The following is a 21,359-nucleotide window of genomic DNA, read 5'->3' as shown; positions in this document are numbered from 1 at the left end:
TACAATAATTTCCTATTTTAAACTGTAATAGGGAAGATGAACATGCTGTCTCGTGTGGTACGACAAATTTTACAAGCAACGGTTTATGATGTTGCAATTGAAACACCTCTCGAAGCAGCTCCACGAATTAGTCAAAAATTAAACAATACAATTCGTTTTAAGCGTGAAGATTTACAACCCGTTTTTTCTTTTAAATTACGCGGTGCCTATAACCGTATTAGTCAATTACCAAAAGAACAACTTGAACGCGGAGTAATTTGCGCCTCTGCTGGTAACCATGCTCAAGGCGTAGCTTTGTCAGGTCAAAGACTAGGAATTCCCGCTATTATTGTTATGCCGAGCACAACACCTGACATTAAAGTTCAGGCTGTTAAACGCTTAGGTGGCCAAGTTGTGTTACATGGCGATAGCTTTGATATCGCAAATAAATATGCTCAACAACGTGCTGAAGTTGAAGGTCTTGTATTTATTCCACCTTATGACGATGAACTTGTCATTGCAGGTCAAGGCACAATTGCCAATGAAATATTACGTCAATGGCGCGATGTAGAATACGTATTTGTTGCTGTAGGTGGTGGTGGCCTTATCTCAGGTGTAGCGGCTTACCTTGGTGAAGTTGCACCGCACGTAAAAGTTATTGGTGTTGAATATGAAGAGTCTGCTTGTTTAAAAGCAGCTTTAGAAGCAAATGAACGTGTAATTTTACCACATGTAGGCCTATTTGCAGATGGTACAGCTGTTGCACAAATTGGTGCTTTACCATTTGATATTATTCGTTTGCGCAAATCTGATAATTCAGGACCGATTGTTGATCCTGATATTGTCACTGTGAATACAGATGAAATCTGTGCAGCAATTAAAGACACATTTGATGAAAACCGCAGCATTGTTGAACCTTCTGGAGCAATGGCTTTAGCGGGTATCAAAAAATATATTCAAGAGCATAAAATCAGTAATAAAAATATGGTGTCGATTGTTTGCGGCGCCAATATGAATTTTGACCGCCTACGCTATATTGCCGAACGCACCGAGTTAGGTGAGCAACGTGAAGCGATTTATGCAGTTACCTTATCTGAAGAAAAAGGCGCATTCTTAGGCTTCTGTCGTGCTTTACAAGGTCGCAATATCACTGAGTTTAACTACCGCGCAAACAATACAGACGAAGCGCAAGTATTCGTCGGTATTAGTTTAAAAGGTGGAGATGCAGAGCGTCATGAAATTTTAGAGCAACTTAAACAGCAAAACTATGTAGTTGATGACCTTTCTGACGATGAAGTTGCAAAATTACATATTCGTTATTTAATTGGCGGTCACGCAAATCTAGATGATGAAAGATTGTTCCGTGTTGAATTCCCTGAACGTCCGGGTGCGCTCTTAACATTCTTAACTCGTTTAGGTCCAACCCACAACATTACCCTCTTCCATTACCGTAACCATGGTGCGGCAGAAGGACGTGTGTTAGTGGGCTTACAAGCAACTGATGCGAAACAAAATCCTGATGGATTGATTGAAACACTCGAGCAGATTAATTATCCGTATGCAGAAATTACTGATAACGTCGGCTATAAACGTTTCTTAAAATAATCTTTAGTTTTGATAAAAAGCCGACAAAGTTGTCGGCTTTTTTATACAATTCTTTTATATTTCTATCATCTTTACATTGCCGCTCTTTATCTTAAAGAAAATATCCTTAAAAATAATGATCTAACTCGGGAAAAAGGACCAACATGGCACAGTTCGCAGTCATTGGCTTAGGTAGTTTTGGAGCAACAGTTGCCCAAGAACTCACAAAATTAAATCATGATGTTATTGGCATCGATACGGTGAAAAAGAATGTTGAAAATCTTGCCGATGTTTTAACTCATGCCGTCATTGCTGATGCCACTGACGAACATGTGCTTGACGAACTGAATATACAAAATTGTGACGCAGTTGTAGTCGCAATTGGTGAAGATATTGAAGCCAGTATTTTGTGTGTGCTGAATTTAAAAAATCTGGGAATTGAGAAAATTTGGGTTAAAGCAAAGACCAAAGCTCATCACACCATTTTGTCGCACCTTAATATCAATAAGATTATTCATCCTGAAGAAGATATGGGGGTAAGAGTTGCTCAAGCTCTGAACTACCCTATGGTAAGCCGTTATATGTCTTTAGAAGATGATCATTACATTATCAAAATTGAGATCCCAGACAAACTTAATGGCATCAATTTATATGGCATTATGCAGCAAGCGCCTCAAGTCAAAACATTGCTCGTGAAAAGACAGCAACAGATTTTGTTTGAGACTGAAGAAAATTTCACTTTGCAAACACATGATATTCTTATTTTAGAAGGTCATCTACCTCAGTTAAAGAAACTTTCTAACTGCTTCATATAAGAAAACGAACTCTAGAATATGTCTATATATCCCAAGCCCCATAAAACGTTAAATTTAAGCCCGCCTTCACTTTTAGCGTTAGGTTTTTTAGGCTTCATTATCTTTGGTACTTTATTGCTTAAACTGCCATTTGCCAATACAGGCAATGTCAGTTGGATGGATGCGCTGTTTACAGCCACTTCAGCAGTAACAATTACGGGTTTATCTGTTTTAAATATTCATGAGTCTTTTACCCTGTTTGGGCAAACTATTATTTTATTACTAATCCAATCTGGCGGTTTGGGGTTTATGACTTTTGCGATATTGGCGGCATTAAGCTTGTCTCCTAAAGTCGGTCTTAAACAGCAAATGATGGCTCAAGATAGTCTCGGACAAACGAGTCTATCAAAAGTTACTTTTGTTGCTAAAGGAGTTGTTACCTACACCCTTATTTTTGAACTGATTGGTACAATTATTCTCACGACTGCTTTTACACCAATATACGGGTTTGCACGTGGTTTATATTATGCAGTTTTTTACAGCATTTCCTCATTCAACAATGCTGGTTTTTCATTGTTTTCAAATAGCTTAATGAATTTTCAAAGCAACTATATTATTTGTATAACAATTAGCATTCTTTACACTATAGGTGGTCTTGGTTTTTTAGTGCTCATGGATATTAAACAAAACAAAAAATGGAAAAAACTAACACCAAATAGCAAGCTTATTCTTATCACTATTGCAATTATTAACCTAGTCGCTTTTATTTTAATATGGGCTTTAGAAGCTCAAAATCCGGCAACTTTAGGGATGTTAAACTCAGGAGAACAAGCATTAAATGCTTGGTTTCAAGCAACAGTTCCACGATCTTCAGGCTTTAATACCATTGATACGGGTGCAATGACCAACAGTAGTTCCTTACTGATGATGTTACTGATGTTTATTGGTGGTGGTTCACTGAGTACAGCTGGTGGAATCAAAGTTGGAACCTTTGTCATTTTAGTACTTAGTGTAATTTCATTTTTACGCCGTACAGATGAAATTAGAATATTTAACCACTCTGTATCTCATGAAACGACCTATAAAGCATTAGCGGTAACTGCTATTACGAGCATCCTCATCTTCATGGGCTTCTTTATTCTTTTGCTTTTAGAGCCTAAAGCAGATTTTATGAATTTGCTTTTTGAGGTTGTTTCAGCAGCATGTACAGTAGGTCTTTCTCGTGGAATCACACCAGATTTACATAATGGTAGTTTATTCATTTTAAGCTTACTCATGTTTGCTGGACGGCTTGGCCCTTTAACACTCGCCTATTTAATCGCTACTCCGAAAAAGAGTCGACTCAAACATCCTCAAGCCAATATTCAAATTGGATAATAAAAAAGCCGCTTTAAAAGCGGCTTTTTTATAGGTTTTTAGTACCAATTCAGGAGTGATACACCCAAACCAGCATAAGTTGCTCGATGGTTATAATCAATCAAGCTTTCACCATAACCGTTAAACAATTGGAAATGTCCACGCAGCTTGCCACTAATCGGGAAAGCCCAGTCAAACTGAACAGCGCCATGAGAATCATCACCACCCTTCAACGAATGACGCAGCATTAGAGAGAAATCATTCTGCTTCCACTTATAAAACGCTGTTAAATCACCACGGCCGATGTAATCTTCCATATCCGGGTTATTATCATCTTTACTATCTTCTTCAAGACGAATCCATGGACGAAGCATTAAAGCAAAGTTACCCCGCTCCAATCCAACATTAAAGATGACACGGTTCCAGCTACGAGATAATGGATCTGAACGACCATTTGACTGATGGTTTAAGGTAACTCCAAGCAAACGCCCATCTAAACCAAGCAACTCGTAGTTCGTTCTAAACATTAAACTTGCTTCTGGCTCATAGTTCGTTTCACGAAATGGACGAGATTCTTCAGCATTAAACGTCTGCCAACGTGAAGATTGGGTATAACCCACCCACAAATCGCCATTATTTCCAAAAATATTTTCCCAAGCTTTCGTTTTCAAAGAAATCTGAAACTTACTTTCTGTTGATTTCAGATTCTGAGCATCCGTTACAGTATTATTTGGATTTGGACTACTTGGGAATTCATTCTTATCACTGGTCCAAAATACGGGTAATAAATAGACTGGCTGATAAGCACGAATATTCCAAACACCTAGCTTACTTTTTTCTGATAACTCCCAACGTTGATCCAACAAAGAAGTAGTAGGTTCAAGTGTAGGCGCTTTACCAATCACTTTAATATTACTAACCGTATCTACAACCTTCTCTTTCAATGTTGTTGGCTGAACAGCAGGCTGATCAATTTTTTTAACAGGCTCAGGTACTACCGCGGCTTGCACAACTGGTAGAGCTGCTGGTTTAAATACAGAGTCGTAACAAGCCAGACGATCAGCATTTGAAGCAAGAGCAACACATGCATCAACTGTCGCAGGGGTTACAGGTGCCAACGTGTCAGCATATGTCACAGACGCACATAAACAGCTAAGCACGATTCCCATGCTCAGCTGTAAAGATGTGCGTTCAAATTGTCTGAACGCCATGTTCATCTCCAATTTTTATTTTAATTAACTTGTTGAATGGTAAATCCTAACTGCTGCAATTCATCGCGTTTTGCAAATGGCGCAACTACAGCTTTTACAGGAGTTTGCTCTACTAAATATTGACGAGCAACACGTTTTAAATCATCCAATGTTACATGCAACAATCTTTCACGCAAAGTACGGCGGAAAGCTGGTGTTCTTGCATGCAACAATGCATAACATGCTGTAATCGCTTCACCTGCTGGAGAGCCTGGTTTATCCATACTTGCCACTAAACCAAGAATCGCCTCTTCAAGTTGATAAGGTTGTTGCTCTGTATTTAATAACCATTGCACGCTTGCTTCAAAGTCCTTAAAAGTCTCTGCTAAACGTGGATCGCGGTAGCTAAAGAAACGGAATGAGCAGGCATTTCCATCATAACTAGCACCGCCGCCATAAGCACCACCTTTTTCACGGATAGCACTGTGTAAGAATCCATTACGTAAATAAGCTGCCAATACCATTAATGGAGCTGCATCTGGATGCGACACTTCCACAGCCTGATATGCAGAAGCACAGAATTGAACATTTGCCTGAATTAACCACGCTTCATGGTTATTATCATTGGTTTGTTCTACTTGAGTTAACTCAGTTGTAGCTGGATTAACGTTCAATTTATCCCAAACATTCTGAATTTCTTCAACCAAACGTTCAGATTGATGTTCTTCACATACAAGTAAGAACTGTTTAGGTGCTTGCAACAACTTACTATGAATACGTTTTAATTCTGCAATCAGCTCATCGTAAGCGGCATCATCTTGGGTAATTTTAGTAACAAGCTCACCCAGCCAATTCAATGCACCTAAACCCGTGTTTTGATAGTCACGTTGAGCCAGGGCACTCATGTTACGAGAAGCAATCTGCATCGCATAGCTGTGACCTGAACCAGATAAACGAGATTGCCAACGTGTTTTACGTTGTTGCAGTAACTCGATAATTCGTTCTTTTTCATCAAATCGAAGCTGTTCAAATGCTAATTTTAATAAATGAATTGCATCAAATTTCTGAGTCAACGATTTAGTCGTTAAAGTCAGCCAAGCACTAATTTTATCTTTATCATCAACTTTACTACGTAAAGAAGCGCCCATTCCTAAACCACCACTTACAGCGGTTTGCAAGTTTTGTAGTTCAAGATAGTCATATTCGCCTGCACCTACTTCACCCATCAAAATAGAAAGCAAATTGAAGTAAGGTGACTTCACAATATCTTCAGGAATCTGAATGAGTACTTGTTGATAGTAAATGCCGTTAGTACCCGCATGATACAAGTTCAACGGCGTATCCATACGATTACAAATAATTTCACGTAACTGACCTTGCACAATATGTAAGTCAGCAGGTACATCTTCCAAACCTACTTTTGGCAATAACTCCAGATTATCAGGAGTATCTTGACGTTCCTCTAGGGCCTTGGTTTTAGCAATGATTTCAGCTTTATCAGCGTCTGTTAGCTTTTCACCGATAGCTGCTAAACGAGCTTTTTCCGCTTCCTGCTCTTTTACAGACTTGGTCGGATCTGGAACTAAAGTCATCTGTACGCGATGAGGGTTGTCGAGCAAATGTGTTTGAATCAGATTTGATAGCCACATTGGGTCTTTCAACTCTTCTTTAACCTGCGCAATTGCGCTGTCGACGTCCCAAATTTGAATTGGGTCATTATGGTGAATCGCACCACTTAAACCATTTAAAATTAGACTTAAACCATACGGTGTACCATCACCATTAATTTCACGTTGATGTAACTCGATTTGATGCAAAATTGCATCGACTAAATTACTATCAATTGGTTTAGCAGCAACATCACGCAGAATATTTAAAACACCATCTCTAAAGCTTTGAGCATGTTCAGGATTTGAACCTTGAACGCCACAGTAGAAAGTCATTTCAAAATTACTGTCATCTACGCCCATTAATGGACCTGTAGATTGAGCATAACCACAAGTTTCTAAGTAATGACGTAGTGGCGAAGCTGAATTTTCTAATAAAATCCCTTCAACTAAACGCATTCCTAAACGCAATTTAATGTCGTTTGCTTCTGGTAATAACCAAGATAGAACATGATAAGTTTTATCCTTTAAATCATCACTATCAACACCATAGTTTTCCGTTACTTCAATTGGCGCTGCTAAGCGCTTTTCGGGCTTAGAATATAGAGTTGTTCCCGCAGAAAATTTATGTAGGGCTAGTTTTTCAAATTGGTCTTGCAGCTCGTATGCTGTTTGATTACCAAAGGTCATGAATACAGCATTACTTGGGTGGTAATGTACCTTATAAAAATCGACTAACTGCTCATACGTTAAATCAGGAATATCTTTCGGGTCACCACCTGAGTTGTAATGATAGGTGGTTTCAGGGAATAAATGATGAGCCAACTGATGGTAAAGTTGGTCAGACGGTGCACTCATCGCACCTTTCATTTCATTAAAAACAACACCTTTATATACAGGTTGCCCATTTTCAAGTTCAATACGAATACCTTCTTGAGCAAAATCAAGTGGATTCAAATTAGCAGCAAATGCCGCATCCAGATAAACAGAGAGTAAGTTTTGGAAATCTTTTTTGTTTTGAGTAGCAAATGGATACGCAGTCCAATCTGCTGCTGTAAACGCGTTCATAAAAGTATTTAAAGAACGACGAATCATTAAAAAGAACGGATCACGTACCGGAAACTTTTCAGAGCCACACAAAGCCGTATGTTCTAAAATATGTGCCGTGCCTTTAGAGTCCATAGGCTGTGTTCTAAAAGCAACAAGAAATACATTTTCATCATAATCAGTTGCCAAGTGATAATGCACCGCACCTGTGACTTTATGCTTATATTCAGACACTAAAATATCTAATGCTTCTACATGGTGCTGACGTAGCAACTGAAACGCAGGGTGAACAGTTTGAGAAATGGTTTCAGTGACATCTACAGTCATGTGATCTCCTAACATATCGGATAAGTGAATAAGTCTCATTATAGCCTGAGTCAGCTTGAGATTGGCGAACAAAAACCAAGTAAAATACTATGTTTTTGTTGAGTATTAGTTTTCATTGGCATAGCTTTGATATCAAGCACATAGCGATGAATGTTTTATCCTACCAGAACAAAAGCTTTTAATTCTATGTATATGATAGACATTGAATAAAAAAGCTTATCAATTTTATTTGGCTGACCTACCTCGAATCTAAAAAATATTCATACAACAATATTTTTCCACTAACTTTTGATTTAACTGAATTTTATTCAACAAACTACAGCAAACCCAAGCAATGGTGTAAACTTAGCAACCTGATTTTTTATTTTGTGACAACACATATGGCAACTGTAGATCTTTTTGCAATTGGTAATGCATTAATCGACCAAGAATTTAAAGTGTCTGATGATTTTCTTAGTCAGCAAGGCTTGCAAAAAGGCACAATGCAGTTGTCCGATGGCGACACTCAGTCTGCTCTTTATGCAGAGTTAAAACAGCATCAAGATTACAAAGGTCAAGCAAGTGGTGGTTCTGCTGCAAATACGACTGTGGCCTTTAGTGCATTAGGTGGAAGTGCTTTTTATGGTTGCCGCGTTGGTAACGATGATTTGGGTTCAATTTATCTGCAAGGTTTAAATGAAGCTGGCATTCAAACCACTCCAAAATCAATCAGTGAAGGCGTGACAGGTACCTGTATGGTACTCATTAGCCCTGACTCTGAACGTACGATGCATACTTATCTAGGTATCACTGCTGAACTCTCTCAAGATCAAATCGACTTTGAACCATTAAAAACAGCAAAATGGCTTTATATTGAAGGCTACCTTTCTACAAGTGAAACAGCGCGTAAAGCTGTAAAACAAGCCAGAGAAATTGCAAAAGCAAATGGTGTTAAGATTGCTTTATCCCTTTCAGATCCTGCGATGGTGCAATACGCTCGCGAAGGCTTAGAAGAACTTATGGATGATGGCGTAGATCTACTATTTTGTAATGAACAAGAAGCCTTAATGTATACAAATACAACAACTGTAGAAGACGCTCTTGCGCAATTACGTTTTAAAAATCATACAGTAGTCATTACACAAAGCGCTAAAGGTGCTTTGGTTTCTAATTCTACTCAACATTTCCATGTTGCAGGTCGCCACGTAGAAGCGGTTGATACCAATGGTGCAGGTGATGCATTTGCAGGCGCATTCCTTTATGCCCTAAACCATCATCAAGATTTGAATGCTGCTGCACAGTTGGCTGTCTTGATTTCTAGTGAAGTTGTTTCTCAATTTGGCCCACGTTTAGCGATTAATGATTATGCTAAACTTCTTGAAAATTTTCAGAAGGAATGTGCTTGAAATGGAAAGGATCTGTATGACGGAAGAAGTTCCTGAGCGTGAAGCTAGAGCTTTTGACACTTTACAAGGAACTACTATTTTCATTACGCAACGTGATGGCGCATTCTATGCTTATCAAAACTTATGCCCTCATTTGCAAACAGAGCTTGAATATTTAGAAAATCAATTTCTCGATCAGGACCAAGAATATATTCAATGTTCTACCCATGGTGCTTTATTTACAGTGGAAACAGGCGAATGTATCTCAGGACCATGTTTAGGTGATTTTTTAAATAAAGTTGAGATTAAAGTACATTCAGATGGCGGTATCTATATCGTAGACTGAAGCGATCAACATTAGAGTTTCTGCCATGGCTGATTTCTTTTTCAATTATTATCTTATGCCATTTCACTTAAGTGTAGTGGCTTTGATATTACTCAGCGTGGTAGAAACCATTGGTATGTATATTGGACTTCGTCCAAGTCAATTACTCAAAAAAATTGCGCCTGTTTGGCTTTCTAACTCACCACTACTTAACGTTAAATTTTCTAAAGCCTTAATTTTCGTTTTTTTACTTATAAATTTTAGTTTTGCAGGTTATTTTTTACAGCTTTCTTTCTTTGCAATCCAACATTATTTTATTTCACCATTTTATTTAATCGTCCCAGCCCTTGTCATCGCAATCTTTTTTACTGTATTCATGATTCACTGCCTTGACCAAGTAATTAAACCAAAGCTTACTCATACAAATTATAATCTTTTAGGACGATTAGCGACGGTTTCCAGTGGTAATGCTAGACCTGGGTTTTCTGCCCAAGCGCGAGTGCGTGATGAATTTGGCCAGCTCCATTACGTTCAAGTCGAACCAGAATACGGCGAACTCGAATTATACTCTCAAGTTATCCTTGTCAGAGTGCATAAAAGCCATTATGTAGCCAAGAAAATTTCTGTATCAAACGATCTTTTCGCCCCCGATTAAATTCTTACTACTATTCTATTTACTTACTGCTTTGAGCAGGCTTTATTACGCCTATATTTTATTATTTTCTTTTTAATTAATTATTTATTATTCCAACCATTTTAGTTTGAAATATAATTTATAAATATAATATACAACCATTTTAGTCGGTATTAAATTAAAACAAACCATTTTAATCAACTTAATATTTTTATTTACAAGTGTTTTAGTAGGATTTAATAATTAATTCAAACTATTTTAGTATAGTATTTATTTTAAAATATTAAGTGATTGTTTTTTATAAATTAATTATTTAAATATTCATTTAAAATATATTTAATGTTTATTTTTATTATATTTTGATTAATAATAAAAATAATATCAAATGAGGTTTAATTTATGAGCCTTAATTTTAAAAATCTTAATGGTCGTTTAGTTAAAGAAATCACTATTATTCTAATAATAAAAATAGTGCTCCTCTTAACGATCAAACATATTTGGTTTGATGCTCCCACCATCCCCAAAAATTTTGACAATCAGGTCGCCGAGCATATTGCTGGCGATAACATTTCCCACATTAAGGAGACCCGTTGATGATTTCTGAAAGCGTGGTTGATCTTTCGCGGTTTCAATTTGCGATGACCGCAATGTATCACTTTCTTTTCGTCCCTTTAACTCTAGGTTTGGCATTTATTCTTGCCATCATGGAAACCACTTATGTCATTTCAGGTAAAGAAATTTACAAGGATATGACTAAGTTTTGGGGAAAATTATTTGGTATTAACTTTGCTTTAGGGGTAACAACTGGCTTAACCATGGAGTTCCAATTTGGAACAAACTGGGCTTATTACTCACACTATGTAGGTGATATTTTTGGTGCTCCATTAGCAATTGAAGGCCTTATGGCATTCTTTCTTGAGTCTACATTTATTGGTTTATTCTTCTTCGGATGGGATCGTTTAAGTAAGGTTCAGCATCTAGGCGTAACATGGTTAGTCGCTCTCGGGTCGAATATGTCAGCGCTTTGGATTTTAGTGGCGAATGGTTGGATGCAAAACCCTGTAGGTGCTGCATTTAACTTCGAAACGATGCGTATGGAATTAGTTGATTTCGGCGCGCTTATCTTTAACCCTGTAGCTCAGGTGAAATTCGTCCACACTGTATCTGCGGGTTATGTAACTGGTGCAATTTTTGTACTCGCCATCTCAAGCTATTATTTACTTAAAAAACGTGATCTTCCTTTCGCACGTCGTTCATTTGCAATTGCTGCCATTTTCGGTCTCGCATCTACGCTTTCAGTGATTTTGTTGGGTGACGAATCTGGTTATGAGCTAGGTGATGTTCAAAAAACTAAACTCGCTGCGATCGAAGCCGAATGGGATACTCATCCTGCCCCTGCTCCGTTTACTTTGTTTGGTGTACCAAACCATGAAGAGATGCGGACAGATTACGCAGTTAAAATTCCATATGCATTAGGTTTAATTGCAACTCGTTCAACAACCAAAGAAGTTACTGGTCTTAAAGATCTCATGCAACAGCACGAAGTTCGTATTCGCAATGGTATGCTGGCCTATGCTGAACTTGAAAAATTACGTGCAGGTGATCGTTCACCAGAGTTATTGGCCTCTTTTGAAAAAAATCAAAAAGATTTAGGTTATGGCCTACTTCTTAAGAAATATGCACCAAATGTAGTTGATGCAAGCGAGCAAAATATTAAAGCTGCTGTAAAAGATACTATTCCAAATGTTACAGCGCTATTTTTCTCTTTCCGTGCAATGGTTGCCTCTGGCTTCTTGATGCTATTACTCTTCATTTTAGCGACTTGGGCCGTAGCAAAAAGAAATGCTGAAAACAAACCTTGGCTACTTAAATATGCATTGTTTGCTCTGCCGCTTCCTTGGATTGCTGCACAAACTGGTTGGTATGTAGCTGAAGGTGGTCGTCAACCATGGTCTATTGGTGAAATCTTACCAACACATCTATCTGCTTCTAGTTTAAGTACTGGTGACGTGTGGGGTTCAATTATTGCGCTAGCAGCGTTCTACACCGCTCTTTTAATTATTGAAATGTATTTAATGATCAAATTTGCTCGTTTAGGACCAAGTTCTCTACACACTGGTAAATATCATTTTGAAAAGCAAGAGCCGAAAACAGCTGTTAATGGGGAGGCTTTATCATGATTGAATATGAATTATTGAAAGTCATTTGGTGGGTGTTAGTTGGTGTACTACTCATCGGCTTCGCACTTACCGATGGCTTTGATATGGGGTCTATGGCTCTTATGCCTTTCGTTGGAAAAACCGATAACGAGCGTCGTGCTGCAATCAATACCATTGCCCCACACTGGGATGGTAATCAAGTCTGGTTTATTACGGCGGGTGGTGCATTATTTGCTGCATGGCCAATGGTCTACTCAGTCGCTTTCTCAGGCATGTACTGGGCACTCTTATTAGTTCTATTTGCACTTTTCCTAAGACCAGTAGGTTTCGATTATCGCTCTAAACTTGAAAATACCAAATGGCGTAACTCTTGGGACTGGGGTCTGTGCATCGGTGGTGCTGTTCCAGCGCTTGTGTTTGGTGTGGCATTCGGTAATTTGTTTTTAGGTATTCCTTTTAGTTTAGACAGCACTTTACGCTCTGAATATACAGGCAGCTTTTTTGCTCTTCTTAACCCCTTTGCTCTAGTTTGCGGTGTAGTAAGTTTGTCTATGCTTTGTGCACATGGAGGTGCGTGGCTCATGCTACGTACTGATGAAGCTTTAAAACAGCGCTCTGCTAAAGCTACTCAAATTATGGCAATTATCTTTTTAATTTGTTTCCTTGTAATCGGAGCATGGCTGTATTTCGGGCAAGTGCCAGGTTATAGCTATGCTGTTGCTATAGATCCAAATGCTGCGCTCAACCCTTTAGCTAAAGAGGTGATTACCAATAGCAATCCAGGTTGGATGAACAATTACAGCACCTATCCAATCACTAAAGTTGCCCCTGTTCTTGCCATATTAGGCGCAATCATTGCAATTGTTGCATCTTCAAAAGCAAAAGCAGGCCTAAGTTTTACTGGTACAAGTTTAATGATTGTAGGAGCAATTTTAACTGCTGGTTTTGCCCTATTCCCATTTCTACTTCCGTCTAGTATTAATCCTAACTCTAGCTTGACAATGTGGGATGCTGTATCAAGCCACCTTACTTTAGGCGTTATGACGGTTGCTGCCTGCATTTTTGTTCCTCTTATTTTGATCTATACCAGTTGGTCTTATTACAAAATGTGGGGAGTCATCACTAACAAACATATCGAGTCAAACTCGCATAGCTTGTATTAAGGAGAAAACTATGTGGTATTTCGCATGGATCCTAGGCATTTTGATGGCATGTTTTGCGGGTGTACTCAGCGCGCTTTATATCGAACATCATCAAGATTTAGATGAGGAATAAATGATGGCAAAAGCAATGACAGCATCAAATCATCGAAAAGCTCAAGCATTTGCAATGGCCCTTTCTTTTCTGTTGGCATTGCCTCTTGCTGCAATTTTATTGGTTTACCCTTCACTCATGCTAGATGCTAATGGGCACTACAATCATAGCCAACTTATGCTGGTCATGATTGGTATTTCTGGTGGATTTATTTACGGAGTGGGTTTCGTACCAAACTTCTGGTTATGGAAGTGGTTATTTAGCCCATGGGTGGCTTGGCCTCTCATGCTTTTAGGCTATTACATCTGGTTCCTAACCTAAATCAAAAAGACCTCATCTGAGGTCTTTTTTCATTTCAACCAACTTAATAGGTACTAATATTAAATTAATTTGATTGTTCAGCTAACCATGCCATAAATTTTTGACGCTCAGCTTTAGAAGCTTTTTGCCAAGTTTCAACTAAACGTTGATCATTCGTTTGGGCTACACCTGTTACAGGCATAGATGTTGGAGCTGGTACAGCCACCTGAGCAGAAGTAGGTTTAGCAGAGGCATACACTGCCTCAGGCTGCGATTTAGATGATTTAGTCGTAAAGTCAGTGACTTTACCCAACAAGCCAGTTGCAAACCATGGTTTTGCCTCATTGTTTGCACCAGTTTGTTGTACGATTAATTCATTATTAGCGCTGTACAAAGCCACTGTTGGTTGCTCAGCATATTTCTTAGCCTGTTCAAATTGTTTTGGTGCATCTACCATTGCGAGCTTATAAGTTTGCCCATCTTTGAGAGCCGGAGTTTGAATTGTAACTACTCCAGATTTAACAATGTCATGTTCCCCGCTTAAATGTTCAAAGTATTCTTGGTAGCGCACACTTAAGCTTGTTTCACCAGCATCGACTTTATAATTATTTTTAGATGAACGAAATAACCCAGAGTTGACTTCCTGACCATTCACCGCAAGGATTACAATTTCCTCTGGCGCTGTAATTGTAACTGCTGAAAATACCGAACCGCTGAGTAATAAACCAATTGCAGCAACACCTAATCTTAAAGTCATCTGTCTCTTTCTCTGTGTTTGATAAGCTATTAAATCATGAGCAATATGCAATATGATTGTGACTATTTTATGACAAAGCAGTTATCGACTAATTTCTTGATTTATTATTTTGAAATATGTATTTGAATTTCATAAATTTTCGTTTTATGTATTCCTCCTATTCATTCTAAAAATATAAAAAAAGCACCTAAAATAGGTGCTCTTTTTTAACTTCAATTAAATTAATTGAAAGTTTTGAAACGATCAGCATCATTAATAAATGCTTTTTCACCTGCTGGTGCTTCAACTGAACCAAATACTAATTGAGCACGTAATTTCCAAGTTGCAGGAACATCAAATGCTTCAGCTGCATCTGCATCAACAATTGGGTTATAGTGCTGTAAAGATGCACCTAAACCAAGCTCTGAAAGTGCAGTCCAAGTTGCAAATTGAGCAATTGCACTTGAATGTTCAGACCATACTGGGAAGTTGTCTGCATATAATTCGAATTGCTCTTGTAAGCTTTTTACAACAGCTTGGTCTTCATAAAATAAAACCGTACCAACACCAGCTACAAAGCTATCAATTTTTGCATTTGTACCTGCAAAAGCATCGGCAGGAACAATTTTACGCAAAGCTTCACGAACTAAATTCCAGAATTTAGCATGAGATTCACCGTATAGTGTCACTACACGTGAAGATTGTGAGTTAAAAGCTGAAGGACTATGCTTAACTGCTTCACGGATAGTTTCTTCAATTTTAGTGCGATCTAATGCAACGTTTTTACCAATTGCATAAATTGTACGACGGTTTTTAATTTTATCTAAGAAAGTAGACATTTTGTTATTTCCTACCTATTGATTTGACCAAGGGCCGTTGTTTGGGAATGAATACAGTGTATTAAAGTCATTTTTCATAGTCAGCATTAAAAATATGACAGTTCGTTTTATTTTCGCAACAATAAAAAAAGATATACATATAAAAAAAGCTTCACGATTTAGTGAAGCTTTTTAAGGTTACCAACCAATTTACTTATCGGTTTCAAACAGTGCAGCAACAAAAGATTTAGCCGAGAATGGTCTTAAATCATCAATTTTTTCACCTACACCAATAAAACGAATTGGCACATGGGTACGGCTTGCAATATTAAAGAGTACACCGCCTTTCGCAGTTCCATCCAGTTTGGTAATGGTAATACCCGTTAAACCTACGGCTTGATCAAACTCTTGTACTTGGTTAATCGCGTTTTGACCTGTGCCTGCATCTACTACCAACATAATTTCATGAGGTGCAGTTGCATCAATTTTTTGCATAACACGTTTAACTTTCTTGAGTTCTTCCATCAAGTTACTCTTATTATGTAAACGACCTGCCGTATCCGCAATTAATACGTCAATTCCTTTAGCACGAGCACTTTCAAAGGCATCAAAAATAACAGAAGCACTATCAGCTCCATGACCTTGCGCTACTACGGAGATATCGTTACGTTCGCCCCAGATCTGTAATTGCTCAGTTGCTGCGGCACGGAATGTATCACCAGCGGCCAACATCACTTTTTTACCTTCACCTTGTAAACGTTTGGCCAACTTGCCAATAGTTGTAGTTTTACCCACTCCATTTACCCCAACCATTAAAATCACATACGGTGATTTATTAGGGTCAATATGCAATGGTTTAACACGTGGAGCCAACAAAGCAACCAACTCTTCTTGTAACGCTTTATATAAAGAGTGGGAATAGATCAAATCACCACGAGCTGTACGCTCTGTTAAATTGGTAATGATCGTTTTTGTTGCTTCAACACCAATATCTGCAACCAATAATTGCTCTTCGACTTCTTCAAGTAACTCATCGTCAATTTCCTTTCCGCCAATCAAGATATTGACCATACCATCAGCGAAATTACGACGAGTTTTGGTTAAACCTTCTTTCATCCGGCCAAAAAAACCAGTTTTTGGTTGTTCAGCCGCTGTTTCTGTAGAAGCTAATTCAACTTTGGCTACTTGAATATTTTCTTGTGATTTAACAGGAGATTCAACGATGGGAACATCGATAGCAGGTAAATTAGGTAATGTGACATCGTCATCACCGATCTCAGCATCTATCAAGAATTTATTTTGCATATTCGATTGTTGCTCCATGCGGATTCCTTGAAAAGCAGCGTGTTTAAAAAGATAAAGTTTAGCATAAATTCAAAATTTTGCCTGTCACAATAGTGCTCAAAAAGCTTTGGAAACCAAGATTTAACCTGATTAACCTATTTACTGAGTATCTTCCTGAGCAAGTGCTGGATATTGTCTAATATGAGCACCTTCAAATTGATATGCATGCATTAACTTTAAATACTCTGCTCTATGAATTTCAGATTGAGCTATTAGCAGCTCAGCCATATCCTGAGTTTTAGGATAAGTGGCCTGATGAGAGAGTTGTATAATTCGTTGATATTGTTCCGGACTAATAGGCCGAAGTAATGCTAAATATGACAGCACAAAAATACAACCAATGACAATAACCACAAATAGGTTAAAACATTGATCAACTTTTAACTCAGACTTTAATTTAAGAAAATTTTGTTTGAATATGAGCATGACCTACCTCGAATTAGTGTAGTGTAGGGTTCAATACTCATAAGCACAAGATCAAACATCCAGTAAGGCCAAGAATCATACCTTACTGGATCATAATACTTAGCTTATTAGCGAACGAATAACGGAAAAGTATAAAATTGCTGCAATAATCACCAAGACTAAAAACATCGCAAAAATACTTAACCCTTCTTCAGCATCTGCTGGATGCAGTTCATCTTCGTCGGCGATTTTTCTCAGTTCACCATCATAAACTTGATAAAACCAGTTTTTTTGTGAAGGTTCCAAATGCCGTGCAAAGTCAAATACCCTTTTGCGCTGAGCAAGACAATAATCCCCTAAATGGATCTCTTGATGAAAGATCGCTTCGTCTAATAGCTTACGATGATAATGGGCTAGTTCTATGATTTGTTCCTCTCTTGGTGGAGTATCAAAAACAAAGCCATCAATAGTATTTGTCATATTTTATTCTCCTTGTCTTTTATTCTCATATTGATTTTACTCAAAATTATTTGTGAATAATGTTTAATCATGTATCCTAATAGTGAATTAACTGGTATGCACCAATAGTTGACAAATCCATTAATTTGTAATATTAGTTTAATAATTCTAAGTTAAATTAATTTAAAGGCAGTGGCCTTTAGAAAAAGTAATCATAATTACAATAAGGAGTTTTCTATGATTCAACGTATCTCTCATCATGATTTAGAACATGTGTACGCAACTGCAGTAAACACAATTCACTCTCAAATGAATTTTCAGGATGCGGTTGCACAGTTAGAAGAAGTTGCTCGCGCTGGGCACGGTAAAGCTGCTCTGTTTTTAGCAGAATTGTATTATCAAGGTTTCCGTGTTGAACGTGACTCACTTAAAGCACAATATTGGCAAAAGTTAGCCACAATGCAAGCATAAAGAAACGTCACTTAGGTGGCGTTTTTTTATGTCTGTAAAAATTTGATATAAACCAATTTATCCCTTATCTCTTCTTGCGCTTCACTAAAGCTTTAATCGCTTTGTTTTGCTCAGGTGGCGTTTTTCTATACCTGTAAAAAACCCAAAGTTATCAATTTGTCTAAAGCCTTACTTCGCCACTTCAGTCATGGCTCAGGTGGCGTTTTTTTATGCCTGAATAAAAATTTCTCTAAATATAATTCACTACGGACTTGGTTTGTATTGTATTACACCATAGGCTTTAGCCGCTTTAAGTAAAGGACATGAATTTCACAGTTGGAATATTTGTTTACGATTTGATACCTGTTTAAACTGAAATGTCATCTGATTTTTTTATAATAAGCAAGACAAGTTAGAACCTTTAAATTCACAATGAAAAGTTTAAGTAATCTACAACCGGTTTCAAGAGACTTGATGATTAAGATTTATATTTTAAGAACCATGATGTATTGCGGGGTTCTTTGGGGATTATTTCATCAAGGATGGGCAATTAAATCAGATCAGGAAGACTTTATTTTTCCTTTTTGGCTTAATGGTTTGCAGGCACATCGCTACGCAAAAGAGCATTGGCCACATTACAAACCAAGAAGAATTACACCTAAAGATTTCCATGAGTCTTTACTACCAACTTTAACTCGACTCAACGTCACTCCTGCTTTGTTTAATTCATCTCATAGAAAATTAAAGTTATCTACACAGCAAATGCAACATTTCTTTTTCAAACATCCGCATTGGCAAGGAGCATAAAACTTTTCTTTAGTTTCCTACTGATCAATATAGAATGCTTTTTGAACGCTTGAATGTGAAACTTGTATTTGAATGACTATCAAGTCTTTGCATTTTTATAAAATCAAGCTAATTTAAATCAAAATGATAAAACACAGGACAGAAGAAATGACAATCGTTGCACAAGTAATCACGAACAAATCAGAGCAAGATATTTTTACAATTTCTCCAGAAGCCACTGTCCTTGAAGCAATTAAGATCATGGCTGATAAAGGGATTGGTGCACTCGTGGTAGCTGAAGGAGAAAAAGTTGTCGGAATTTTATCTGAACGTGACTACACGCGAAAAGTAACGCTTATGGAACGTTCATCATATAGCACCACAGTCGCTGAAATTATGACATCCAAAGTACTTACAGTAAGCTTAAATAACACGGTTGAAGAATGTTTACAGCTCATGACAGATCGTCATTTACGTCACTTACCTGTATTAGACAATGAAAAACTAGTTGGATTTATCTCTATTGGTGACTTAGTAAAAGCAGCAATGGAAGATCAGAAAAATCTCATTGAACAGTTAAAACAGTACATTTCTGGTTAATTATTTCGCATAAAAAAATGGGCATTTATATGCCCATTTTTTATTGATATAAAAAACTTAAAGATAATTATTAATTAAAGCGACTAAACGCTCTAGTAAGTCATCAGCCTGTGCTTGAGTCATATTAATTGGTGGCAATAAACGCACTACAGAACCAGCTGTAACATTAATAATAAGCTTGTGTTGATCACGAGCAATTGCAACGAGCTCAGCACAGTCTTTAGGCAATTGAATACCAATCATCATACCAAAGCCACGTACTTGCACATTTTTATGTGCCAATTGCGCACGTAATTGATCAACAATATAACCACCAACAACTGCCGCGTTTTCTACAGCATTCTCTTTTTGGATTGTATCAATTACTGTATAAACCACACGAGAACCTAGCACTGTGCCACCATAAGTAGACCCATGGCTACCAGGTCCTAATAAGCCAACAGCTTTACCTTGGGTCATTACCGCACCTACTGGAAAGCCATTACCAAGTCCTTTCGCAGTCGTCAAAACATCAGGCACAATGTTTGTATACTGATAAGCAAAATACTTACCGGTACGACCGTTACCTGTTTGGATTTCATCTAGCATCATTAGCCAGTTATGTTGATTACATATGGTGCGGACTTCTTCAAGATAGCTAAAGCCTTGAGGTGCTGTATTAATACCGCCCTCACCTTGAATAGGTTCAATCAAAATCGCAACAATATCTGGGTGCTGTAAAGCAGCTTCTTGAATTGCTTCTACATCACCAAATGGCACGCGAATAAAATCCTTGGTTAAAGGAGCAAAACCATCTTGTACTTTCTTATTACCAGTAGCTGAAAGTGTTGCTAAAGTACGACCATGAAATGATTGCTCTGCCACAATTATCTTTGGGGAGCTTACACCTTGTTGAGTACCAAATTTACGAGCAATTTTAATGGCACCTTCATTTGACTCAGCACCACTGTTTGAAAAGAAGATCTCTTCCATCCCCGAAACTTCAGCAAGCTTCTGAGCAGCTGCCGTTTGCCAAGGAATCTCGAATAAGTTACTTGTATGCACAAGTGTTGCAGCTTGTTCAGCAATTGCTTCTGCAATGACTGGATGCGCATGACCTAAACCACATACAGCAATACCGGTTAAAGCATCTAAATACTCAGTGCCATCTTCGGTATATAGATATGCTCCTCGGCCTCGTACAAAACTGATCGCTTGGCGACCATAAGTAGCCATTAAATGTGATGGTTGATCAGGTTGTATTGGAGCTAGGGTAATATCATTCATAACGAACTCTGTCTGTATGAGGTTTTAGGAAGGGTTTATATAAGCAAAAACTAGCTCTGATGAAAAGTCTCATCACTCATTTATCTAAAATTTCGTCCGCTTTCCGCTATCACTTCGGTTTATACAATAAAATATTGAATATTCAATGCAACTTTAAGTAATCAGGTGGTTTGCAAAGCGATGTAAACACCCCCTATAATGCTGCTAGATTAGTTGAGGATCTCTTTATGACTGAACAAGCACGTGATACTGAAGCGTTAATCCGCGATCAAATTGCGAAGCATCCCGTTTTACTTTACATGAAAGGCACTCCACAGTTTCCACAATGTGGTTTCTCTGCACGTGCTGTAGAGGCGCTCAGTCAAATTGGTCGTCCATTTGCATATGTAAATATTTTGGAAAACCCTGATATTCGTGCAACCTTACCAAAAATTGCGAACTGGCCAACATTCCCGCAACTTTGGGTAAATGGCGAACTTATTGGCGGTAGCGATATCATGCTCGAAATGTTCCAAAATGGCGAATTAAAACCATTAGTTGAGCAATACAGCGCAGCGCCAGAAGCGTAAATAATA

23 protein-coding genes are annotated in these 21,359 nt (G+C 37.9%); 15 read left to right on the top strand and 8 right to left on the bottom strand.

The features are described from left to right. Positions 1-36 precede the first annotated feature (36 nt). The 3 genes from ilvA (at position 37) to HJG58_RS09910 (ending at position 3,734) form a co-directional block, all read left to right on the top strand. Positions 37-1,584 carry a threonine ammonia-lyase, biosynthetic gene (gene ilvA / locus HJG58_RS09920; RefSeq protein WP_170248744.1) on the top strand — a complete coding sequence of 516 codons (1,548 nt, stop codon included), beginning with the start codon at positions 37-39 and terminating at the stop codon, positions 1,582-1,584. Positions 1,585-1,727: 143 nt separating this feature from the next. Further along, positions 1,728-2,378, top strand: coding sequence for a potassium channel family protein (locus HJG58_RS09915; protein ID WP_033847250.1), 651 nt, complete (start codon positions 1,728-1,730; stop codon positions 2,376-2,378). An 18-nt stretch (positions 2,379-2,396) separates the two neighbouring features. After that, on the top strand, positions 2,397-3,734 hold the full coding sequence (locus tag HJG58_RS09910) for a TrkH family potassium uptake protein (protein ID WP_086265572.1): 1,338 nt from the start codon (positions 2,397-2,399) through the stop codon (positions 3,732-3,734). Positions 3,735-3,772: 38 nt separating this feature from the next. On the opposite strand, the gene HJG58_RS09905 is transcribed toward HJG58_RS09910, so the two are convergent. Together HJG58_RS09905 and HJG58_RS09900 are read right to left on the bottom strand one after the other, a co-directional pair. Continuing rightward, positions 3,773-4,924, bottom strand: coding sequence for a phospholipase A (locus tag HJG58_RS09905; RefSeq protein WP_068557099.1), 1,152 nt, complete (start codon positions 4,922-4,924; stop codon positions 3,773-3,775). 20 nt (positions 4,925-4,944) lie between these two features. Next, positions 4,945-7,884, bottom strand: a complete 2,940-nt coding sequence (locus tag HJG58_RS09900; RefSeq protein ID WP_216076554.1) for an insulinase family protein — start codon at positions 7,882-7,884, stop codon at positions 4,945-4,947. Between the two features lie 380 nt (positions 7,885-8,264). Here HJG58_RS09900 and HJG58_RS09895 point away from each other — a divergent pair, with 380 nt between their 5' ends. From HJG58_RS09895 to HJG58_RS09860, 8 genes are all read left to right on the top strand, one after another. Further along, positions 8,265-9,269, top strand: coding sequence for an adenosine kinase (locus tag HJG58_RS09895; RefSeq protein ID WP_017480985.1), 1,005 nt, complete (start codon positions 8,265-8,267; stop codon positions 9,267-9,269). A gap of 16 nt (positions 9,270-9,285) precedes the next feature. Further along, positions 9,286-9,594, top strand: coding sequence for a Rieske (2Fe-2S) protein (locus HJG58_RS09890; protein ID WP_002121079.1), 309 nt, complete (start codon positions 9,286-9,288; stop codon positions 9,592-9,594). 25 nt (positions 9,595-9,619) lie between these two features. After that, positions 9,620-10,228, top strand: a complete 609-nt coding sequence (locus HJG58_RS09885) for an OB-fold-containig protein (RefSeq protein WP_002121106.1) — start codon at positions 9,620-9,622, stop codon at positions 10,226-10,228. Between the two features lie 378 nt (positions 10,229-10,606). Continuing rightward, on the top strand, positions 10,607-10,801 hold the full coding sequence (gene cydP / locus HJG58_RS09880; protein WP_005073962.1) for a cytochrome oxidase putative small subunit CydP: 195 nt from the start codon (positions 10,607-10,609) through the stop codon (positions 10,799-10,801). After that, entirely contained in the window at positions 10,801-12,387 is a 1,587-nt protein-coding gene (locus HJG58_RS09875; protein WP_170248743.1) for a cytochrome ubiquinol oxidase subunit I, read from the top strand. Before cydP ends, HJG58_RS09875 begins: the two co-directional genes overlap by 1 nt. Beyond that, positions 12,384-13,529 carry a cytochrome d ubiquinol oxidase subunit II gene (gene cydB, locus HJG58_RS09870; protein WP_170248742.1) on the top strand — a complete coding sequence of 382 codons (1,146 nt, stop codon included), beginning with the start codon at positions 12,384-12,386 and terminating at the stop codon, positions 13,527-13,529. Before HJG58_RS09875 ends, cydB begins: the two co-directional genes overlap by 4 nt. Before the next feature lie 10 nt (positions 13,530-13,539). After that, positions 13,540-13,641: a cytochrome bd-I oxidase subunit CydX gene (gene cydX, locus HJG58_RS09865; protein WP_002120988.1), complete on the top strand. Its 102-nt coding sequence runs from the start codon at positions 13,540-13,542 to the stop codon at positions 13,639-13,641. Further along, positions 13,642-13,941, top strand: a complete 300-nt coding sequence (locus HJG58_RS09860; protein ID WP_004791954.1) for a cyd operon YbgE family protein — start codon at positions 13,642-13,644, stop codon at positions 13,939-13,941. It abuts the gene before it with no gap. A 64-nt stretch (positions 13,942-14,005) separates the two neighbouring features. Here HJG58_RS09860 and HJG58_RS09855 read toward each other — a convergent pair whose 3' ends face one another. The 5 genes from HJG58_RS09855 to HJG58_RS09835 all read right to left on the bottom strand — a co-directional run bounded on the left by HJG58_RS09855 (position 14,006) and on the right by HJG58_RS09835 (position 17,703). Beyond that, positions 14,006-14,677 (bottom strand): YccT family protein, encoded by a 672-nt coding sequence (locus HJG58_RS09855; RefSeq protein ID WP_086265578.1) that lies wholly within the window; start codon positions 14,675-14,677, stop codon positions 14,006-14,008. A 221-nt stretch (positions 14,678-14,898) separates the two neighbouring features. Next, positions 14,899-15,495 carry a nitroreductase family protein gene (locus HJG58_RS09850; RefSeq protein WP_031948528.1) on the bottom strand — a complete coding sequence of 199 codons (597 nt, stop codon included), beginning with the start codon at positions 15,493-15,495 and terminating at the stop codon, positions 14,899-14,901. Between the two features lie 189 nt (positions 15,496-15,684). Continuing rightward, positions 15,685-16,797 carry a signal recognition particle-docking protein FtsY gene (gene ftsY / locus HJG58_RS09845; RefSeq protein ID WP_170248741.1) on the bottom strand — a complete coding sequence of 371 codons (1,113 nt, stop codon included), beginning with the start codon at positions 16,795-16,797 and terminating at the stop codon, positions 15,685-15,687. 120 nt (positions 16,798-16,917) lie between these two features. Further along, positions 16,918-17,244 carry a hypothetical protein gene (locus HJG58_RS09840; protein ID WP_002120920.1) on the bottom strand — a complete coding sequence of 109 codons (327 nt, stop codon included), beginning with the start codon at positions 17,242-17,244 and terminating at the stop codon, positions 16,918-16,920. A 99-nt stretch (positions 17,245-17,343) separates the two neighbouring features. Beyond that, positions 17,344-17,703, bottom strand: a complete 360-nt coding sequence (locus HJG58_RS09835) for a hypothetical protein (protein WP_170248740.1) — start codon at positions 17,701-17,703, stop codon at positions 17,344-17,346. Between the two features lie 216 nt (positions 17,704-17,919). Here HJG58_RS09835 and HJG58_RS09830 point away from each other — a divergent pair, with 216 nt between their 5' ends. The 3 genes from HJG58_RS09830 to HJG58_RS09820 all read left to right on the top strand — a co-directional run bounded on the left by HJG58_RS09830 (position 17,920) and on the right by HJG58_RS09820 (position 19,518). After that, a complete protein-coding gene (locus HJG58_RS09830; RefSeq protein ID WP_002121063.1) occupies positions 17,920-18,153 on the top strand; it encodes an SEL1-like repeat protein in 234 nt (77 codons plus the stop codon). A 411-nt stretch (positions 18,154-18,564) separates the two neighbouring features. After that, the gene (locus HJG58_RS09825) at positions 18,565-18,939 is read left to right on the top strand and encodes a DUF2750 domain-containing protein (RefSeq protein ID WP_025470625.1); all 375 of its coding nucleotides are present in this window, start codon (positions 18,565-18,567) and stop codon (positions 18,937-18,939) included. 147 nt (positions 18,940-19,086) lie between these two features. Beyond that, on the top strand, positions 19,087-19,518 hold the full coding sequence (locus HJG58_RS09820) for a CBS domain-containing protein (protein WP_170248739.1): 432 nt from the start codon (positions 19,087-19,089) through the stop codon (positions 19,516-19,518). A gap of 57 nt (positions 19,519-19,575) precedes the next feature. Here the strand turns inward: HJG58_RS09820 and HJG58_RS09815 are convergent, their stop codons facing one another. Next, a complete protein-coding gene (locus HJG58_RS09815) occupies positions 19,576-20,784 on the bottom strand; it encodes an aspartate aminotransferase family protein (protein ID WP_170248738.1) in 1,209 nt (402 codons plus the stop codon). A gap of 227 nt (positions 20,785-21,011) precedes the next feature. On the opposite strand from HJG58_RS09815, the gene grxD reads away from it, so the two are divergent. Next, positions 21,012-21,353 (top strand): Grx4 family monothiol glutaredoxin, encoded by a 342-nt coding sequence (grxD, locus tag HJG58_RS09810; protein WP_002120913.1) that lies wholly within the window; start codon positions 21,012-21,014, stop codon positions 21,351-21,353. Positions 21,354-21,359: the final 6 nt, after the last annotated feature.

The sequence above is a fragment of the Acinetobacter geminorum genome (assembly GCF_013009345.1).
Classification (GTDB): Bacteria; Pseudomonadota; Gammaproteobacteria; order Pseudomonadales; family Moraxellaceae; genus Acinetobacter; species Acinetobacter geminorum.
Note: the sequence above shows the minus strand (reverse complement) of the source record. Positions and strands in the feature narration are given on the sequence as shown.

Excerpts from the sequence above, each read along its gene's own strand:
- ilvA (WP_170248744.1), top strand. The coding sequence starts at position 37 with ATGAACATGCTGTCTCGTGTGGTACGACAAATTTTACAAGCAACGGTT.
- HJG58_RS09915 (WP_033847250.1), top strand. The coding sequence starts at position 1,728 with ATGGCACAGTTCGCAGTCATTGGCTTAGGTAGTTTTGGAGCAACAGTT.
- HJG58_RS09910 (WP_086265572.1), top strand. The coding sequence starts at position 2,397 with ATGTCTATATATCCCAAGCCCCATAAAACGTTAAATTTAAGCCCGCCT.
- HJG58_RS09905 (WP_068557099.1), bottom strand. The coding sequence starts at position 4,924 with ATGGCGTTCAGACAATTTGAACGCACATCTTTACAGCTGAGCATGGGA.
- HJG58_RS09900 (WP_216076554.1), bottom strand. The coding sequence starts at position 7,884 with ATGACTGTAGATGTCACTGAAACCATTTCTCAAACTGTTCACCCTGCG.
- HJG58_RS09895 (WP_017480985.1), top strand. The coding sequence starts at position 8,265 with ATGGCAACTGTAGATCTTTTTGCAATTGGTAATGCATTAATCGACCAA.
- HJG58_RS09890 (WP_002121079.1), top strand. The coding sequence starts at position 9,286 with ATGACGGAAGAAGTTCCTGAGCGTGAAGCTAGAGCTTTTGACACTTTA.
- HJG58_RS09885 (WP_002121106.1), top strand. The coding sequence starts at position 9,620 with ATGGCTGATTTCTTTTTCAATTATTATCTTATGCCATTTCACTTAAGT.
- cydP (WP_005073962.1), top strand. The coding sequence starts at position 10,607 with ATGAGCCTTAATTTTAAAAATCTTAATGGTCGTTTAGTTAAAGAAATC.
- HJG58_RS09875 (WP_170248743.1), top strand. The coding sequence starts at position 10,801 with ATGATTTCTGAAAGCGTGGTTGATCTTTCGCGGTTTCAATTTGCGATG.
- cydB (WP_170248742.1), top strand. The coding sequence starts at position 12,384 with ATGATTGAATATGAATTATTGAAAGTCATTTGGTGGGTGTTAGTTGGT.
- cydX (WP_002120988.1), top strand. The coding sequence starts at position 13,540 with ATGTGGTATTTCGCATGGATCCTAGGCATTTTGATGGCATGTTTTGCG.
- HJG58_RS09860 (WP_004791954.1), top strand. The coding sequence starts at position 13,642 with ATGATGGCAAAAGCAATGACAGCATCAAATCATCGAAAAGCTCAAGCA.
- HJG58_RS09855 (WP_086265578.1), bottom strand. The coding sequence starts at position 14,677 with ATGACTTTAAGATTAGGTGTTGCTGCAATTGGTTTATTACTCAGCGGT.
- HJG58_RS09850 (WP_031948528.1), bottom strand. The coding sequence starts at position 15,495 with ATGTCTACTTTCTTAGATAAAATTAAAAACCGTCGTACAATTTATGCA.
- ftsY (WP_170248741.1), bottom strand. The coding sequence starts at position 16,797 with ATGGAGCAACAATCGAATATGCAAAATAAATTCTTGATAGATGCTGAG.
- HJG58_RS09840 (WP_002120920.1), bottom strand. The coding sequence starts at position 17,244 with ATGCTCATATTCAAACAAAATTTTCTTAAATTAAAGTCTGAGTTAAAA.
- HJG58_RS09835 (WP_170248740.1), bottom strand. The coding sequence starts at position 17,703 with ATGACAAATACTATTGATGGCTTTGTTTTTGATACTCCACCAAGAGAG.
- HJG58_RS09830 (WP_002121063.1), top strand. The coding sequence starts at position 17,920 with ATGATTCAACGTATCTCTCATCATGATTTAGAACATGTGTACGCAACT.
- HJG58_RS09825 (WP_025470625.1), top strand. The coding sequence starts at position 18,565 with ATGAAAAGTTTAAGTAATCTACAACCGGTTTCAAGAGACTTGATGATT.
- HJG58_RS09820 (WP_170248739.1), top strand. The coding sequence starts at position 19,087 with ATGACAATCGTTGCACAAGTAATCACGAACAAATCAGAGCAAGATATT.
- HJG58_RS09815 (WP_170248738.1), bottom strand. The coding sequence starts at position 20,784 with ATGAATGATATTACCCTAGCTCCAATACAACCTGATCAACCATCACAT.
- grxD (WP_002120913.1), top strand. The coding sequence starts at position 21,012 with ATGACTGAACAAGCACGTGATACTGAAGCGTTAATCCGCGATCAAATT.